This is a genomic window from Tunturiibacter empetritectus, from assembly GCF_014201375.1.
GTDB lineage: Bacteria > Acidobacteriota > Terriglobia > Terriglobales > Acidobacteriaceae > Edaphobacter > Edaphobacter lichenicola_D.
The window spans coordinates 300089-317781 of record NZ_JACHDZ010000006.1; the positions used below are offsets into that span (position 1 = coordinate 300089).

Annotated in this window: 13 protein-coding genes; 6 read left to right on the top strand and 7 right to left on the bottom strand. The window is 58.5% G+C overall.

The window, feature by feature from the left end; genetic code table 11:
- Positions 1-180: 180 nt before the first annotated feature.
- Positions 181-1773 (bottom strand): OmpA family protein, encoded by a 1593-nt coding sequence (locus HDF10_RS17475; protein ID WP_183815657.1) that lies wholly within the window; start codon positions 1771-1773, stop codon positions 181-183.
- A 245-nt stretch (positions 1774-2018) separates the two neighbouring features.
- On the bottom strand, positions 2019-2756 hold the full coding sequence (locus tag HDF10_RS17480; protein ID WP_179637013.1) for a GvpL/GvpF family gas vesicle protein: 738 nt from the start codon (positions 2754-2756) through the stop codon (positions 2019-2021).
- 580 nt (positions 2757-3336) lie between these two features.
- On the opposite strand from HDF10_RS17480, the gene HDF10_RS17485 reads away from it, so the two are divergent.
- Complete coding sequence (locus tag HDF10_RS17485; protein WP_183815658.1) at positions 3337-4533, top strand: DUF481 domain-containing protein; 1197 nt, start codon at positions 3337-3339, stop codon at positions 4531-4533.
- 78 nt (positions 4534-4611) lie between these two features.
- Here the strand turns inward: HDF10_RS17485 and HDF10_RS17490 are convergent, their stop codons facing one another.
- A complete protein-coding gene (locus HDF10_RS17490) occupies positions 4612-5169 on the bottom strand; it encodes a c-type cytochrome (protein ID WP_183815660.1) in 558 nt (185 codons plus the stop codon).
- A 140-nt stretch (positions 5170-5309) separates the two neighbouring features.
- Between HDF10_RS17490 and HDF10_RS17495 the strand changes: the two genes are divergently transcribed.
- On the top strand, positions 5310-6044 hold the full coding sequence (locus tag HDF10_RS17495; protein ID WP_183815662.1) for a hypothetical protein: 735 nt from the start codon (positions 5310-5312) through the stop codon (positions 6042-6044).
- A gap of 163 nt (positions 6045-6207) precedes the next feature.
- Entirely contained in the window at positions 6208-7731 is a 1524-nt protein-coding gene (locus HDF10_RS17500; protein ID WP_183815664.1) for a fumarate hydratase, read from the top strand.
- A 39-nt stretch (positions 7732-7770) separates the two neighbouring features.
- Here the strand turns inward: HDF10_RS17500 and HDF10_RS17505 are convergent, their stop codons facing one another.
- On the bottom strand, positions 7771-8469 hold the full coding sequence (locus HDF10_RS17505) for an FkbM family methyltransferase (RefSeq protein WP_183815666.1): 699 nt from the start codon (positions 8467-8469) through the stop codon (positions 7771-7773).
- 499 nt (positions 8470-8968) lie between these two features.
- Entirely contained in the window at positions 8969-9844 is an 876-nt protein-coding gene (locus HDF10_RS21470) for an AraC family transcriptional regulator (protein ID WP_406706671.1), read from the bottom strand.
- Positions 9845-9881: 37 nt separating this feature from the next.
- On the opposite strand from HDF10_RS21470, the gene HDF10_RS17515 reads away from it, so the two are divergent.
- Entirely contained in the window at positions 9882-10286 is a 405-nt protein-coding gene (locus tag HDF10_RS17515; protein ID WP_183815670.1) for a VOC family protein, read from the top strand.
- A 226-nt stretch (positions 10287-10512) separates the two neighbouring features.
- On the opposite strand, the gene pgsA is transcribed toward HDF10_RS17515, so the two are convergent.
- Complete coding sequence (pgsA, locus tag HDF10_RS17520) at positions 10513-11205, bottom strand: CDP-diacylglycerol--glycerol-3-phosphate 3-phosphatidyltransferase (RefSeq protein ID WP_183815672.1); 693 nt, start codon at positions 11203-11205, stop codon at positions 10513-10515.
- A 288-nt stretch (positions 11206-11493) separates the two neighbouring features.
- On the opposite strand from pgsA, the gene HDF10_RS17525 reads away from it, so the two are divergent.
- Positions 11494-14496 (top strand): FG-GAP-like repeat-containing protein, encoded by a 3003-nt coding sequence (locus tag HDF10_RS17525; RefSeq protein WP_183815674.1) that lies wholly within the window; start codon positions 11494-11496, stop codon positions 14494-14496.
- A gap of 82 nt (positions 14497-14578) precedes the next feature.
- On the opposite strand, the gene HDF10_RS17530 is transcribed toward HDF10_RS17525, so the two are convergent.
- Positions 14579-15844, bottom strand: a complete 1266-nt coding sequence (locus tag HDF10_RS17530; RefSeq protein ID WP_183815676.1) for a Glu/Leu/Phe/Val family dehydrogenase — start codon at positions 15842-15844, stop codon at positions 14579-14581.
- Between the two features lie 230 nt (positions 15845-16074).
- Between HDF10_RS17530 and trpE the strand changes: the two genes are divergently transcribed.
- The gene (gene trpE / locus HDF10_RS17535; protein WP_183815678.1) at positions 16075-17646 is read left to right on the top strand and encodes an anthranilate synthase component I; all 1572 of its coding nucleotides are present in this window, start codon (positions 16075-16077) and stop codon (positions 17644-17646) included.
- The last annotated feature ends 47 nt before the right edge of the window (positions 17647-17693 follow it).

The window sequence follows — 17693 nt, forward strand, 5'->3', positions numbered from 1 at the left end:
AATTGTGCTCCACGGCGTCAGCGTCAACATCGCTGATGTCTGATCGGTCGCCGACTTTGCGGCTTGACCGGCGCTTGACCACTGGCGCGTAAAAGACCTCGCTGGGAAGAAGTTCAATCGTTCATGTGGGAATGAGAAGGGCCGCTCTGGGCGGCCCTTTTGTTTTTTGAAGAAACGAAATTACTGCGGTGTTGCGGAGGGAGCGGGATCGGCGTCAGGGCTGCTCTGTTGAACACCGATTGCGTCGCCTGAGACGACTAGATTGACGCGGCGGTTCTGGGCTCGGCCCTGCGCGGTGGCGTTGTCGGCTACAGGCTTGGCTTTGCCGTAACCGGTGGCGGTGATGTTGTCTGGCTGGACGCCCTGGGTTTCCAGGAAGTCGCGAACGGCGTCGGCTCGGTTCTCCGAGAGTTTCTGGTTGTATTGGTCGCCTCCGACGCTGTCGGTGTAACCCTCGACCTGAAGCTTCAATCCTGGGTAGGCCTGCAGAATTCCAGCCACCTTGGCCAGACTGATCTGAGTGTTGGTCTTGAGGGTGTAGCGGCCGGTGTCAAAGAGCACGTCGGACATGTTGACGATGAGACCGCGGGCCGATTCACTGGTGGCAAGGACGCTGTTCAATTGAGCGCGAAGCCTCTCGCGAACTGCGTTGGCGTCGGTTGCGCTCTTGTTGGCAGCGGCCGCACGCGCCTGTGCTTCGGCAGCGGCTGCTTCGGCACGGGCGCGGTCGGCATCCGCCTCAGCCTGGGCGGCACGGGCACGTTCGGCCTCGAGCTGGGACTGTTGAGCCTGAAGCTGCGACTGTTGGGCCTGAGCCTCGGCGTCGCGCTTGGCGTTGTCAGCGTTCAACTGGCGCTCGGCTGCCTGCTTGCGCAGAGTGACGAGGCGAGCGTCTTCAGCACGCTGTACGGCCTGACGCGCGAAGGTGATCTCCATCTTGCGATCGCCCTTTTTGTTCTGATCGATGTCGGTGGCGTTGCGAAGGTCCTGCATCGCCTCCGCCATGATGTCGGGAGCGTATTTGTCCGCCCCGGTGTTTTGGGCGATTCGAATAGCGTTATTGGCCTGATACAGCTCAAGCGGCGACCTCTCATCCCGAGTAATCGGGTTCAGGTTCGACTTGGAGCCCTCCGTCTGAGCGTACGCGCCGCGTGCCAGAAGCGAGTAGTGGGCATTCACTTTTTCGAGCACGCCGGTTGTTTTGTCATTGAGAATCACGTTTTGAAGCACGACGACGTCGCTTGGCTGCGTTACCGAGAAATAGGGCTCTGCGGTGACGATCATGCCGAAGGACTGCAGGGCGGTGGTCACCTCGATGTTGTTCTTGTTGTTGGCAGGAAGGACCTCGCCAAGGTTGTTGGGACGGCCGTCGGGGGTGATCGCCCAGAGGACATAGGTCAGGTACTCGGGGCCGAAGCCGTTAGCCGGAGTGAGTCCTTGGAACCGGGCTGAGATGTGAATTCCACCACGCTCGCTTGTTACCTTGGCCTCCCCTTTGGCCAACGGAAGAAGAGCCGTACCCTTGAAGCCTATATTGGTCGAACCGCTGCGATGGAGGTAGTTGACAGCGTCGAGGTCGCGCTGGACGACCTTCACCCGGTAGAGATAGATCCCGTTGTCCTGTTTCTTGATCTCATTCGTGTCCTGAGGGGGATTTGCCTGGGAGGTCGGGTTTGGTTCCTGCGCGCGGAGCTTCAAAGATCCGGCTGCGAAGTATCCAGAGATTCCAGCAGAAAGCATGAGGGCAGTAAAGACGTTCTTGGCGCGATTCATTCACAATCTCCTTGCCGAACACTAGCTAATGGCACAGGCACAGAACTTTTCCTGCATCTGGCGGATTATCATGCGATGCGCAGGCCGGGGTAAAGGGTGTCCGGAGGGGCGCGTTACCGGACACACTCCGTAAGAATACACAAATACAAAACGCAGAAAACAGGCAAGTTGCAGAGACGGAACAGCGCGGACCCTCCGGACGAACGACGGCCCCCGCTGAGGAGGGCCGTTGGTGTCGTCTGGCGCTATGCGCTGTGCTGATGTTGTGGGGTGGTCTTATGTACGAAGTGATACGGAGGCCAGGGGCCGGAGAGTTGCATGCGGCAGTCTTTGAGTTCGAGCGTGGCTGAGGTGTACTTGTTCTGGTAACGCTCCACGGTCTTGTTGTCGATCAGGTGGGCGATGTCGAGAAGCATCTTGCCGGTGTCCATGCGCTTGCAGGTGATCTCTTCGGCCAGCGGCAGGAACATGCGATGCATCTGGATGGAGAGGGCGCGGGCCTTCGATTGACGCTCGCGTTGACGGCTGGCACTCTCGCGCAGGCTGGTCAGGTATTGCTGGCCGACTGTCATGTCGCGAGCTGAGTTACCGGGGCAGATGTCGTCAACCAGGACCTTGAGATGCATCTCGGCCTTGCCGCGGAGGCGCTCAACGTTAGCCTGGAAGTGTCGCTGATTGGAGCGGACGGAGCGGCGCAGGGCGTCGTCATCCTGGAAGGTGGTGCCAAAGCGAAAGGGCAGAACGGTGGAGAGCTTAAAGCAGTCTGCGACGACACGTGCGTGGTCTTTGGCGGCCTGCTGGTCGAGCCGGGCAGTGTCTTCGGGGCTGTGCTCGGAGACGATGACCGCAAGATCACTGGCAGGAAAGAGAAACGTCTGGTTACCGAAGAGTCCCGAGACATTCGTCAGGGGCATCGGGCGGCGGTGGCGACAAAGCTCCGGAAATGCTTGTCTCTCTGCGACGCAATACGCGTACCATGCCATAGCTTTTTATCCTTCCGAGCGCGCTGAGGGGTCTAACTGCCCCATCAGGAAGTTGTTATGTAACTCAAACCGATACGTAAATTTTGAAGGAAGTCTTCATTTCATTAGGTTTTTGGTCCTGAGAAGCAGGCCTATTTGCCGCAAACTCCGCCGAACCGAAACGGATAGTATGCCTATTGAAGTACGGTTGGCAATACTTTCTTCGCCGAAAAGATGCACTATTTTCTGGGCACGCACTTTCGCGATCTGGAGGCTCGGCAAGAGGTCGGACCGGCGACACTGCCCTCGGAAGGTCGCCCCCTGGCTGAGACCAAAGATACGGATCTACTCATCAGAGACGGATCTCTGCTTCAGATCTACTCTTCTCTACTCTCCGGTTGAAGTCTCTTTCGATTTGATAGGCGTAGGCGCACGGGTCCGCCAGGAGGGAGGATCTGAAGCAGCCATCGGCCTGGGAGCAGAGTCTTCCGGGCTGGAGATACCGACCAGACGCAATACTTTTCCAATGACACGAACAACGGGTCGCATATTTACCTCGAAACCGCGCCGACTTCTGTCCAGGCTACGCTATTTTTAACGGATGAGCTCACACTACCAAACGAATCCCGGCAGCAGGCGCGGTAAGTGGTACAGCCTGTTCGCCTTGAGTCTGATCACAGGCGTCGCCTTTCAGCAGACAGCAACAGTATGCGCCCAGAGCGCCCCGGCAAAACCGGCACCCGACATCATCGTGTTTACCAATGGCGATCAGTTGACTGGAACTCTGGAGCGGGCGACGGGCGATTCTTTTGTCTTCAAGAGCGATATCGTCGGCGAGATTACAGTCACTGCGGACAAGATCAAAGAGTTGCACACCGGGGGTAAGTTCGTCGCGCTCAAGAACGGCGAAAAAGTGACGCGTACTTCGAAGACGCCAGGGACGATCACCTATCGGGACAATGCCGTGACGCTGGCGGATACCTCTTCCTCGAGCGTGATTGACACGGTGCCTGTGAAGGATCTCTCTGTTTTGATCGACGGCGCGACCTATACCAAAGAGGTGACGGGGAATCCGGGCATCTTCCAGGACTGGACCGGGGGGCTATCGGGCGGCGTGACGCTGGTCGAATCCACGCAGACAGGACAGACATTCAGCGCGGCGGTCAATCTGATACGGCTGGTTCCTTCGGTGATGTTTCTGCCAGCGAGAACGCGTGATTCGATCAACGTGCTGGAGACCTATGGCAAGTTGACGCAGCCTGTGATTCCGCAGACGACTCCTCCGACGCCGGATTCGGTGGCGAAGACGAACATCTTCCATGCAGATGCAGAACACGATAAGTATCTTACTCCACGGCTTTATGCTCTGGTTGGATTGTCGTACGACCACAACTTTGCTCAAGGCCTGAACCTGCAACAGATCTACGGAGCTGGTCTTGGTTACACCGTGATTCAGACACCGGTTCAGGAGTTCGATGTAAAGGCGGATGTGCACTATGAGAGACAAAACTTCGTGCCGCCCACCGCGAGCACGGACCTGATCGGATCAAGCTTCACCGAGCTGTACCACCGCACCCTGCCACGGAAGATACTCTTTACGGAGAGCGGAACGTTTATTCCGGCGTGGAACGATCCGAGCATCTACTCCGCGATCTTCGAAGCTGGATTGCAGTTACCTACCTATAGACGACTTAGCCTCAATCTGAATTTGCAGGATAACTACCTTAGCAATCCGGCGTTTGGTTATAAAGACAACAGCTTCCAATTCGTGACGGGCGTTACCTACTCGCTGAAGTAGCCAGCGCTTCAAAGAGAACGGCCTCGACGTGAATGTTGCGTCGAGGCCGTTCCCTTTTGCTCTTCGAGCACCGAAGGCTTACGGTGTTGGGGAGTCGAGAATCTGGGTGACGGGACCGGGTAGCTCCTTGTCGGCGTTCTTCAGAAGCAGGCTGACCTGCCACATCTGGGTATCGGAGAGGACATGCTTGTAGGAGGGCATGCCAGAGAGGCGGATGCCGTTGGCGACCTTCCAGTAGGTCTCGCCTGGTTCATCGTCGCTGACGCCGACTACATCGCTATTTGAGTGTTTTTTCCAGAGCTGTGGAGCCGAGGGAAACATTGCTTTGGCAAAGGGCACATCGCGGCCGGGAGTGCCGTGGCAGCTTGCGCACTGAGCACGGTAGATGTGCGCTCCGGACTCGAAGACATCCTCGCTGGTGCCGAAGGGAGCGGCTTTGGACTCGCGCTCGATGCGGGCATCGAGAGGAACCCTGACGATCTGTTTTTCGAACGGCAGGGGCGCGTCAGCCACCGCGACTGGCAGCGGTCCGAACTTGAGATAAACGAAGAGTCCCAGGGCTGCGGCGACAATGCCGATTAGAAAACCGAGAAAGACTTTGCCAAAACCGCCACTGCCGCTGCTTTTTTTCGCCATCTTGAGCAAACTCCTTTGGGGTGAAGGCCGCTTTGAGGGGCGGCGGATGTTCTAATAAGGGATGGCCGCAGTTGGGGTTCCAGCCAGCGGGCCTCGAGTTCCACAATAGCAAAGCCAAGCTTGTGCAGGAGTAATCGTTGATGTTCGGTTTTCGTTCGAGTGTAAAGAAGGTAGCAGGATTGTTGCTGGTGGGGCTGATGGCCAGCGGAGCAGTTGCAGTACAGGCGCAAGTGACGCACAGGACGCGGCGAGAGTCGAGCGCAAACCGCAAGGCCCGCATTGCGAGGACGACGGCAGAGACCTACGGCCACCGGTATGAAGTTGCGGGTGGTGGCGGGTACATGCGGTTCAAAGCCGGATCTTCGCTGCAAAAGAACAATGAAGTGACGTTCTGGGCGTCGGGAACGTACTTCCTGAATCCGAAGCTGGGAATCATCGGCGAAGTTCGCGGGGCGTATGGGAATGCGAAGATCGGAAACAACCTTGGCTCGCCCGTCACCCTCCCCTTCAATCCGCAGATCTCCGAGTATCCGTTCCTGGGCGGCGTGGCGTACCGGGTATATGCGAAGGAGAAGGTTGCGGTGACGGTGACTGGCGAGGGCGGAGCTGTGCTGGGCAAGTTCGACGGGGGAGCCAAGGGCTTCCAATCGAAGGATATCGGGGTGTGGCAGGATGCGACCAAGCCGGCCTTTGCTCTTGGCGCCAACTTCGACTACAACTTCTATCCGAACATCGCGTTCAGGGTTTCGCCAACTTACGTGGGTACGTTCTTCCGGCTGGATCCGTTGGATCTGACCCACGGACCGCAGAGCACGATCCAGAACAACTTCGGGGTCAATGTCGGTCTGGTGTATCGGTTTGGAAAGATCAAGTAAGCGTTGGCCAATTCTGAACGGGTGCGGCGAGAGACTTCGCTGCACCCGTTTTGTTTTTTGGCGCTGATTCCGGGTGCGGGTGGAGCAAGCCCTCATTCGGCCAGAGGTGCCGCAGCGCAAGTAAAATGCGTTAGTGGAATGATCCGTAGGAGGGCAGTTCGTAATGGCGACGATCAGGCAGGACGACTTTATCCGGAGTGTGGCGGACGCGCTGCAGTACATCAGCTTCTACCATCCGGTGGACTACATTACGAACCTGGCACGGGCCTACGAGATGGAGCAGAGCCACGCCGCGAAGGATGCGATGGCGCAGATTCTTATCAACTCGCGGATGTGCGCGGAGGGACATCGGCCGATCTGCCAGGACACGGGAATTGTGACGGCGTTCGTGAAGGTCGGGATGGAGGTTCGGTGGGAGCCCGGCATCGGCGGCATGATGACGATGCAGGAGATGGTCGATGAAGGCGTGCGCGAGGCGTGGCGGAACGCCGATAACGTGCTGCGGCCGAGCATCCTCGAAGACCCGGCGTTTACGCGGAGAAACACAGGTGACAACACGCCGTCGATGGTGGTGGTCGAGTTGGTGGAAGGCGGCGAGGTGGACGTTACGGTGGCGTCGAAGGGCGGAGGCTCGGAGGCGAAGAGCAAGTTTGCGATGTTGAATCCGTCGGACTCGGTGGTGGACTGGGTCTTGGCGACGGTGCCGACGATGGGCGCGGGATGGTGTCCTCCGGGGATGCTGGGAATCGGGATCGGTGGGACCGCGGAGAAGGCGATGGTGATGGCGAAGGAGTCGCTGATGGACCCGATCGACATGCAGGAGCTAATCGCGCGTGGGGCGAAGACGAAGATTGAAGAGCTGCGGATCGAGTTGTATCACAAGATCAACCGGCTGGGCATCGGAGCGCAGGGGCTGGGCGGGCTGACGACTGTGCTTGACGTGAAGATTATGGACTTTCCGACGCATGCGGCCAATTTGCCAGTCGCGATGATTCCGAACTGCGCAGCGACCCGGCATCTGCACTTCCATCTGGATGGCAGCGGGCCGGTGATGGTGGATCCGCCTAAGCTGGATGCGTGGCCGAAGCTGGAGTACGACGTACACACGGCGCGGCGGGTTGACCTGAATACGGTGACGCACGAGGACGTTAAGACGTGGAAGCCGGGCGAAGTGATTCTGCTCTCGGGCAAATTGCTGACCGGGCGCGACGCGGCTCACAAGCGAATGACCGACATGCTGACGCGAGGCGAGAAGCTTCCAGTCGACTTCAAAAACCGGTTTATCTACTACGTTGGGCCGGTGGAAGCGGTGCGCGACGAGGCCGTGGGGCCTGCGGGACCGACGACCGCAACGCGCATGGACAAGTTCACGCGACAGATGCTGGCTGAGACCGGCCTGCTGGGAATGATCGGCAAGGCGGAGCGCGGACCTGCCGGGATCGATGCCATTCGCGAGTTCGAGGCGGTCTATCTGATCGCGATTGGCGGCGCCGCGTATCTGGTCTCGAAGGCGATCAAGAGCTCGAAGGTCCTGGCGTTCGCGGACCTTGGGATGGAGGCGATCTACGAGTTCGAGATCCAGGATATGCCGGTGACCGTGGCGGTCGATACCAAAGGCACCAGCGTGCATACGACGGGGCCGGAGGAGTGGTCGCGCAGAATCGCCGGGATTCCGATCCTGCAATAGATTTTTGTCATGCGCGCACTCGATATTGAGAAGGCGCAGCTATGCTGGTTGCTGAGAGTGGCTGCGCTGCAGTTCGGCATAACGTGATTCATCGAGGAGAAAGGTGTAATCACCTCGCTTTTTATGGATGAGCCGATAGCCCGCACGATGGAGCCTTGCGATCGTCTTCAACGTCTGGCCAGGCCTGAGCCACGAGTGAAATTCGACGCATAACTGCCGAACCGGGATGCATTGATCGAGGAGCTGATTGACGATATCGAACTCAAAACCTTCGATATCCATCTTCAGCAGATCGATGTAAGAGTCGCCGTTTGTGCTCATGATCGTGCCAAGGTCATAGCAGTCAAACTGGATGGTTTCGACGCCATCCTGCACTACGGAATACGATCCTTCCGCAGCGTCTTTTGGCAGGGAAAATTCAATGGACCCGCTGTGAACTGCGAGCCCAACGGGGAAGAACTTGATGTTCGTGATGTCAGACTTCTCCACAGTGGCTATGCCGGTTGGAGAAGGATCAAAGACCAGGACAGGCTCAGCCGCCATCTTTGCCAACGCCACTTCGAAGCTCATGTCGAGACCGACGCCTGCACAGTAAATGACCCTAAGTGGCTCGCTGACGTTTATGTACCAACCACCACTATCTATATCTCCTACCGGCCTGATGTCTGGGGAAGACGAGCAGAAGAACCCGTCCACAGTGGCGCGCGCTTTGTTTCGAAGCTCCAACACGAGTGCCATTGCATTGATTTTAGATGCAGGCAATGATCGAGGCGGTCAAAATTACGGCACCAGCGTGCACGCGACGGGACCGGAGGAGTCATTCCGCAGTAGCTGCGCGCGGCTGTCGGTCTGTGTCTCTGGTACCCCCTCTCCCCTCGATAAAGTGCTAAAGTATTCAAAAAAGACGGCTTAGCTTGGTACTTTCGGTGTAAACTACGCTCTTCAAAGGGTTTAGCTAAAAGCTGTTTACTAAAGAGTAAAGGCCCCGATGGATAGTCGGGGCCTTTACTCTTTCTCTACTTACCATTATAGCAATTGAGGCGGGCGTTTATGACAGGAGTATCTCTTTGAAATGAGATAGGTTAAGTGAGTTTTGGGCTTGACAGAATCGGGCAGTGGGTCCGTTTGACCCGTTGATGTGAAAATTGCCTATAACCCGATTTCGCGGGCGCTACGGGCTTACTTCCGGTTTGCCCGATATCCAGGGCAATCGCTGATCGGACATATCGGACTCCAATCAAAGCTTCCCCGAGCGCCGAGCCGCGAGGTAAAGGCTTGCGTGTGGTGCCGTGGATCGCTGGCCAAGGACTTCCAAGGCTGAGATCCATGCCTTCGGAGTTGTTCCAAACGTCCGGCGGAACATTTCGACAAAGGCACTAGACTGGCAATAACCGACCCTGTAGGCTACTTCCTTGATCGATCGTCCTGAAACTAATAACTCCACTGCTTTCGTTAGTCGGACCTGTCGTCGCCACGATTCAAAGCTGGTGCCAATGTCTTTACGAAACGCTCTCTCGATCGTCCTGACGCTGACACCTGCCTCGGAACATAGAACTGCCATTGGCTTCGATTCGGCTGGATTCCGCAATATTGCCTGAGCTACTGCAAGTGCTCTCTCCTCTCGTGGCAGTGTCACAAAGGTGGGCATGGGGGAGGCCTTTTGAAGCTGATGAATTAGCGTGTCGCGAAGGCCACACTCGTAGCGATTCCGCATACGAAGCTGACCAATGCTTACGGTTTCGACAATGAGTTCTCGCAGCAATGGAGTCACATGGAGCACCGCGCAACGTGGCTCCAATCCTGCGACCAACCCAGTCCGCAGGTAAAGCGTGCGCATCGAGACAGGTCCTGGCATCTGGATCCGATGGAGGGTTCGCGCTGCAATCCACAGTGCAAAATGCGGCGGGATCAACCACATGCTCTGGTCGGAAGATACTTCCATAAGGCCGCTGATTGCGTAGATCAGTTGATCCGACCCATGTGCGTGTTCTGGCACCTGAAACCTGGAAGGGTATTCATAGGCGAGCGTCGCAACAGAAACACCGCGCTTCGGATCATATTCTGTCAAAACTTTAGCTTGTCGCAATAGAGATATATTATGTCGCAAGAACACTCTTGCGACAACCTGCAAAGAAGCTCATCATAGCCGCATGTCACAACAGTCTGGACTCGGCAACTACAACATCATCGGATTTGTCTCCATCGTCGACGTACCCCGCGCGAGGGATTTCTATAAGGACACTCTTGGGCTTCGCCTTGTCATGGAAGAGCCACCGTTCGCGTTAGTCTTTGAGGCCAACGGCATCATGCTGCGTCTCGGCATGGCTAAAGAACTCCCGCCAGCCCATGGCACGGTGTTGGGTTGGCAAGTCCCAGAGATCACGGCAACCGTTAGGAATTTGGCACAAGCCGGAGTTCGCTTCGAGCACTATGGGGGTATGAACCAGGATGAGCTAGGCATCTGGACTTCACCGACCGGCGCGAAGGTCGCCTGGTTCAAAGACCCCGACGGGAATACTTTGAGTGTCTCGGAACATCCAGAGCTGAAGAAGTGAGCCTCTCGAGACCTTGATCGGATTGCCATCTGTGCGGTAGGTTCCGGTTAGGCGGCTACTCGGAGACAATCCGGTCAACTGACAATCCGAACTGCGCCTTAGTTATAGAAAATGGTGTGACCGGCAGATAGTGTTGGCAACCCAAACTGATCCACTACTGGAGAATTTTGGCTTTGGCTTCCCAGGTAGACGCGGCAGGGTTCAGTAGAGGAGGGGATGCGGGACGCTAGGTGATGCGGGACGGATGCTCTGCCGGGGGCACCGGCTTGGGCTTTCGGCTGAGGACGAAGCTGCGACGCTTGCGGCGTTTGTCGGAGGCGTGGTCGATCTTCTTCCAGAAGCCGATGAAATAGTCGACCGCTGAGATGATCGACACGATGGTCATCCAATAGATGGCGGTGACGGCGACGAAGTGAACGCCGACGATGTACCCTCCCCAGTTCCAGTAGTCCCAGCGATGCGCGAGAATGGCCGCAACGACCGAGACGATCTGAATGACGGTCTTGAGCTTTCCGATCTCGCTGGCTTCGATGGTGAAGCCTTCGGTGGCGGCGATGGAGCGGAGACCTGAGACTAGGAACTCGCGGCCGATGACCAGGACTGCGATCCAGGGTGGGACGATGCGCGGGTTGTAGGCGACCAGGACGATGTACGCTGCCGTGACCAGGAGCTTGTCGGCGAGAGGGTCGAGCAGCATGCCCATGGTGGTGATCTGTTTGCGGCGGCGGGCGAGGTAGCCGTCGAGGCCGTCGGTGATGGCGGCAAGGATGAAGACGATGCTGGCGATGATCTCCTGTTCGCCGCCACGCAGGCCCACGGCTCCGTGTCCGCCGGTGAAGGGGAAGGCGGGCGAGAGGATCCAGATGAGCAGAGGCACGCATGCGATACGGCTCATCGTGATGGAGTTGGGCAGGTTCATCGAGAGGTTACACGGTGCGCATCGAGAGTACGCGACACAATAGCATTCTGCCACAGTAAGACGCGTGAAAGTGCGAAAGGCTAACGGCAGCTTTAGGTTGCGGGGCGCTACCTTGGCGGCTATCGACAAGATAGCGGAGGACTTTAGCGAAACGGGCTGGCGTTTCGACGGCTCGGCGGACGCTTCTCCTTCCCTCCCGAAACAGGCGTTCTACCTGGACTCTAACTTCAGATGCACCTCTCTGTTCCTTCGATAACGCCGATAGAGAAGTAGTTCGAGCGTTTCGATATGCCGATTCGTGGTGTCTTGCCGAGGACGATAGCCTTCTGCTCGCTAAGCCTGATGGCTGCGACGGCGCAGCAGTTTCAACAGCCCGCGCAGCAGTTTCAACAGCCTCTGATGATTGCTACGGGGAGTTGGCCCTCTGGAGTTGTGGCGGGCGATGTGAACGGAGACGGCCGGGCCGACCTGCTCTACACCGACTACGGCGCTACAGCGACCTCGTCGACGACTCATATCCTGCTCAGCAACGGGGACGGAAGCTTCGCACCCGGCCAGACACTGGCTACCGCGGGGGCTTCGATTGCCGTCGCAGACTTCAATCACGACGGGCATGTGGACCTGGCGTGGGTTTGGGGCGCGGTCGGGCTCGGGAAGGCTTATCTGGCGCTGGGGAACGGCGATGGAACCTTCAGGCCGGCGCAGGAACTTGGGACCTTCGCGATTCTCGGAACGAATGCGCCTGGGTTCCGCTACGTGATGGGGGCGCAGCTGAACGATACGGGGACCCTGGACCTGTTGGTGGAGGATGCCGCGAACCCTTCGCTGATTACGATGACGAGCGATGCGAGCGGAGTTCTGGTGAGGATCGTCGGAACGCGGCTCGTGGGCGGCGTTGGGCCGATGGCAACTGCAGATCTGAATGGGGATGGTCACACCGACCTGGTGATTCAGTCCGTCGTCAGCGGCGCGGTGGATGTGTTTCTTGGATCGGCCAATGGACTGCTGACCCCTTTCGGGAGCTTTGCCGGCTCAAGCGCGACGCGGAGCATGCTGCTGCATGACGTCGACGGCGACGGACATCCCGACCTGGTGTTGGAGGGCGTCGATGGACGGATTGAGATCTTTCATGGAGACGCCGATGGAAGTTTTTCGACCAGATCTGAGGGCGGAAGTGGGAGCCCAGATGCGACGACTGGTTTGGGGGGACACCTGGTCGGGGTGACGGATATCGCAAGACGCCACAATTTTTATACGGCGACTCCCGCTGGCATCAGCGTTCTTTTTGAGCAGAGTGATTTGAGCCTGACGCTAAAGGGGATCTACAACGCGGGGCCGGGGCGGACGAGCTTTGCAGCGGCGGACTTCAACGGCGACGGCGTTCTGGATGTGGCGGTGGATTCGCCTGAGGGAATCGCAGTTCTGTTGGGGAGTGCGGATGGAGGACTTGGAAGTTCCCGCGCGTTTTCGGCTGGTCAACCGGCGCTGAGGGGAGCTTTGGGAGAGTTCAGCGGATCGGGCAATCTGGATGCGGTTGTGAATATTTCGGCTTCGCAGGCGCTGTTGCTGCATGGGAATGGAGACGGAACGTTCTCCTCTGTCGCGACACCGACGGCCGCGCTGGTGAGTACGACCGTGGAGGTTCAGGTTGCCGGCTTGCCGGGAGCGCCGCAGGGAGCGGGACTTGTGCAGACCGCGTCAGTCACGGTCGATCTCGATGGAGATGGCAATCAGGACGTGATCGCGGCGTGCGACAACACGAGCGCCGATCACGCTCACCCGACCGCAGCCGCAGCAAATGCAATCTATCTCTGGTATGGGAGCGCCGACGGAAGCTTCTCGACGCCTGTGGTAATGACGCCATCACGAAACTTCTACCAGTTGGCGGCGATCGATTTGGACGGCGATGGGCGGCCGGACCTGGTGATGAGCGATGGATATGTGGTGAGCGTGCAGAGCAATCTTGGCGGGCGGGCCTTTGGGGCGGAGGCGCACTTCCTTGCAGGAATGGGAATCAATTCGATCTCTGCCGGAGATGTGAACAGGGATGGATTTACGGATCTTGTTGTTGCCAATGGCGGGACGGTGATTGCGAACTCGGCGTTGGGGCCAACGACGCCAGCGAGCGACGATGTCATTACCGGTGCGATCACGGTGCTGCTCAACACGGCCAAAACGAAACCTGTTTCAGGCGTGCTCACAGCTGCGCCGAACGCGACGGACTATGGCGAGAGCTTTACGATTGTGGCGCAGGTCACTCCTCCGGCAGATGGCCCACAGGTGACGGGAACTGTGATGTTTTCTCTCGACGGCAAGATGCTCGGGAGGGTGCCTGTGAGCGGCGGTGTGGCTTCGATCACGGTTTCTGGAACGACGCCGATCGGACGGCATGCATTGACAGCAGAGTACAGCGGGAGCTCCGCCTACAACAGCATCGTATTGAACGGGACGCACGCAGTAACGGGCATTTCGACCACGGTGGTCTTTACGATTTCGACACCGTCGACGATCTACTTCGGACAGACGGTCAGTGGGTCTGCGATAGTGACTGCGAGCGATGGCAGCACGCCGACCGGGACAATCTCTTTTTTTGACGGCACAACGAACATCTGCACAATCGCTGTAACCCAGACGGCAAGCTGCCCCGCGAGTGCAGGCTCCGGATTCGCAGTAGGGAGACATACCCTGACTGCGGTGTACTCCGGAGATGCAACGCATCAGGGATCGACCTCCGCACCGGTAACGGTGACGGTGCTGCCGGTGACGACGACAACGAATGCATTCAGCATTTCGGTGACTGGCTCCGCGACTACGAAGGTGGGCGGGACGGTCAGCCTGCAGGTGACAGTGACTCCTCAGGCCGGGTATATGCAGCCGGTGCAGTTATCGTGCAGCGATCTTCCCTCGGAGGCGACCTGTATCTTCGCAGCGTCAACGATTCCTGGAGGTGGCGGGACGACGACTCTGCAGGTGAGCATGATGGCTCCACGATCCTGCGAGGTCGCGGACTCCGAGTCGCGGACGGCTGGTCTGCCGTTTGCGGGTACGACTCTTGCTGCGCTGGTTGTATTGCTCATCCCGGGTAAGCGGCGTCGGACGATTCGAAACTTGCTGGTGGCAGTTCTTGCCATCAGCGGAACGGCTTCGCTGACCGGATGTGGAGCCTGCACCGACCTGGGGACCAAGCCAGGCAGCTATACGATTCGAGTCGTCGGGACAGAATCTGGAACGGCAGCCAGCATCGTGTCGGCCGTCGTGTCAGCCAGGATAAAAGTGATCGTGCAGGAGTAGCTGCTCAGCTACCGGACGATAGTAAGTGACAGCAAAAGAGGCAGCCTTGTGAGCTGCCTCTCGGCTTGTTGTTGCAGGAGCGTCAGGCGTAGATGCCGCGCTGTTTGGTGGTGTAGGCCACGCGGTCGATCGCCAGCATGTAGGCAGCGATGCGGTTGTTGACTCCGTGGTTCTGCGCGTAGGTCACGACGTCGTGGAAGCTCTCGGTCATGATGTTGTCGAGGCGTTGGTTGACCTCGGCCTCGGTCCAGAAGTAGCCCATGCGATCCTGCACCCACTCGAAGTAGCTGGTGGTGACGCCGCCAGCATTGGCGAGGATGTCGGGGATGATGAAGACTTTTTTGTCGGCGAGGATCTCGTCGGCCACCGTCGTCGTCGGGCCGTTGGCGCCTTCGCAGAGAATCTTGCAGCGGATGCGGTCGGCGTTGCGGCTGGTGATGACGTTCTCGGTTGCTGCGGGGATGAGGATCTCGCAGTTGTAGGTGAGGAGTTCGTGCTTGTCGACGGCCTCGGCCTCGGTGAAGCCGGTGATGGTGCCGGCACGCTTGCGATGTTCCATGAGGGCGTGGATGTCGATGCCGTTGGGGTTGTAGAGGGCACCGTCGTACTCGGCGATGCCGATGACGGTGTAGCCCTTCTGTGCGAGCAGCTTGGCGGAGTTGGAGCCGACGTTGCCGAAGCCCTGGATGATGACGCGGCAGCCGTCGATGGACATGCCGAGATGCTTCATGGCCTCATCGCAGACGACGGAGACGCCGCGGCCGGTAGCTTCTTTGCGTCCGCGCGAGCCGCCGAGGTTGACGGGCTTGCCGGTGACGACGGCGTTGACGGTCTGGCGCATGTGCATGGAGTAGGTATCCATGATCCAGGCCATGGTCTGCTCGTCGGTGCCCATGTCGGGCGCTGGAACATCTTTTTCCGGTCCGATGAATTCGATGAGTTCGGCGGTGTAGCGGCGGGTCATGCGTTCGAGTTCGCCCTGGGACATTTTTTTGGGGTCGCAGATGATGCCGCCCTTGGCTCCGCCGAAGGGGATGTTGACGACGGCGCACTTCCAGGTCATCCAGGAGGCCAGGGCGCGGACCTCGTCGAGGGAGACGTCGGGGGCGTAGCGGATGCCGCCTTTGGCTGGGCCGCGAGCGATGGAGTGCTGGACGCGGTAGCCGGTGAAGACTTCGATGGAGCCGTCGTCCATGCCGACGGGAATGTGGACGATGAGTTCGCGGGAGGGGTAGCGGAGGACCTTCCAGATGCCTTGATCGAGGTTGAGTTTTCTTGCGGCGAAGTCGAATCGAGCGGCCTGGGCTTCCCAGGGGTTAGTCTCCTGCTCGAGCGTAAGCGTCTGCATTTTTACGTTCCTTTGTTCTGTTGCTGGTATCAGCGATTCTCCGGCCATCGTTTTGCCTCACAAGAAGCAGGATACAGCTTGTGCCAGACCGGTCTGTGGCCAAACTTGGCGAGTATAGGCCGCTGGAATGACGATATGCAATGAAACCAATGGGGGAGTATCCGCCTTAGTCAAGGTTCGCCGATTCGACCTAAAACGTGCATAAAGACGCATTTATGATGGAGGAAGACATGCCTTCTTTTGACTCCAACTCCCTCCCCTCTGCCGCTGAATTTCTAAAATTAAGCCGTAAACACTCGCTGGTGCCCGTTTATCGCACGGTGACGGCAGATCTCGAGACCCCGGTGTCGGCGTTTCTGCGAATTGCTTCCGAGGAGCCGGAGGCGTTTCTGCTGGAGTCGGTTGAAGGCGGCGAGCATGTGGGGCGCTATACGTTTATCGGGATACAACCGTACAAGCGGATGGTGGCGCGGGGGACGCGGATTACGGTTCGCGAGGGGCGGCGGGAGAGCGCGTTTGACGGGGACATCTTTGAGGAGCTGAAGAAGGCTCTGAGTGGGCATACTCCGGCGCGGTTGCCGGGGCTGCCTCCGTTTACGGCTGGTGCGGTGGGGTTCTTTGCGTATGACGTGGTCCGGCAGATTGAGAAGCTGCCCTCGCTGGCGAAGGATGAGCTGGGAGTTCCGGATGCTTGCCTGATGTTTTTTGACCAGGTGCTGGCGTTCGACCATGTGAAGAAGGAGATTCACCTGATGGTGACGGCGGACCTGACGCGGGAGGCTCGCGAGGGTGCGTATGAGCGGGCGGTGCGTCGGCTGAACAAGATGGAAAAGCGACTGGCGGAGGCGTTGCCGGTACGCAAGAAGAAGAAGCCTGAGGGGAGGTTGAAGATCACTTCGCGCACCCCAAAGGCTGCGTTTCTAAAGGCAGTGGAGAAGACGAAGGAGTACATCGCTTCTGGGGATGTGTTTCAGTGTGTGATCTCGCAGCGGTTCGATTGCGTGCCGGGGGTGGATGCGTTTGAGGTCTATCGTGCGCTGCGGATTGTGAACCCTTCGCCGTATATGTACTTTTTGCGTTTTGGTTTGGAGGATGCTGGCGAGGCCGGGTTGAAACCCTCGTCTGCAAAGGCCAGACGTGGGGCACCCGCTTCGGTACCGCCCCGATCTTCTGTGGCGCATATTGTGGGGTCGTCCCCGGAGCTGCTGGTGAGGGTGCATGGGCGTGAGGTGGAGTATCGGCCGATTGCGGGGACGAGGCCGCGGGGTGCGGATGAAGCGAAGGATCGGGCGATGGAGGCGGATCTGCGCGCGGATGAAAAGGAGGTCGCCGAGCACATCATGCTGGTCGACCTGGGGCGGAACGACGTGGGGCGGGTGAGTGAGTTTGGGTCAGTGAAGGTGAAGGATCTGATGTTCGTGGAGCGGTACAGCCACGTGATGCATATGGTGAGTTCACTGGAAGGCAAGCTGAAGGCTGGGCTGGGGGCGCTGGATGCGTTTCGTGCGTGCTTCCCTGCCGGTACGCTTAGCGGTGCGCCGAAGATTCGGGCGATGGAGATTATTGAGGAGTTGGAGCCTGCTCGGCGTGGGGTGTATGGCGGGAGTGTGCTGTATGCGGACTTCAGCGGGAACTTGGATTCTTGCATTGCCATCCGGACGCTGTTCATGAACGGCGGGCAGGGGCACTTTCAGGCGGGCGGGGGGATCGTGGCGGATTCGGTGCCGGAGAAAGAGTTTGAGGAGTCGGTGAATAAGGCGCGGGCGGTGGTGCGGGCGATTGAACGGGCGAGGGGCGTTTAGCGAATCTTGCGTAGGTGCGAGTACCTCCGCTGCGGATGGAATCGAAG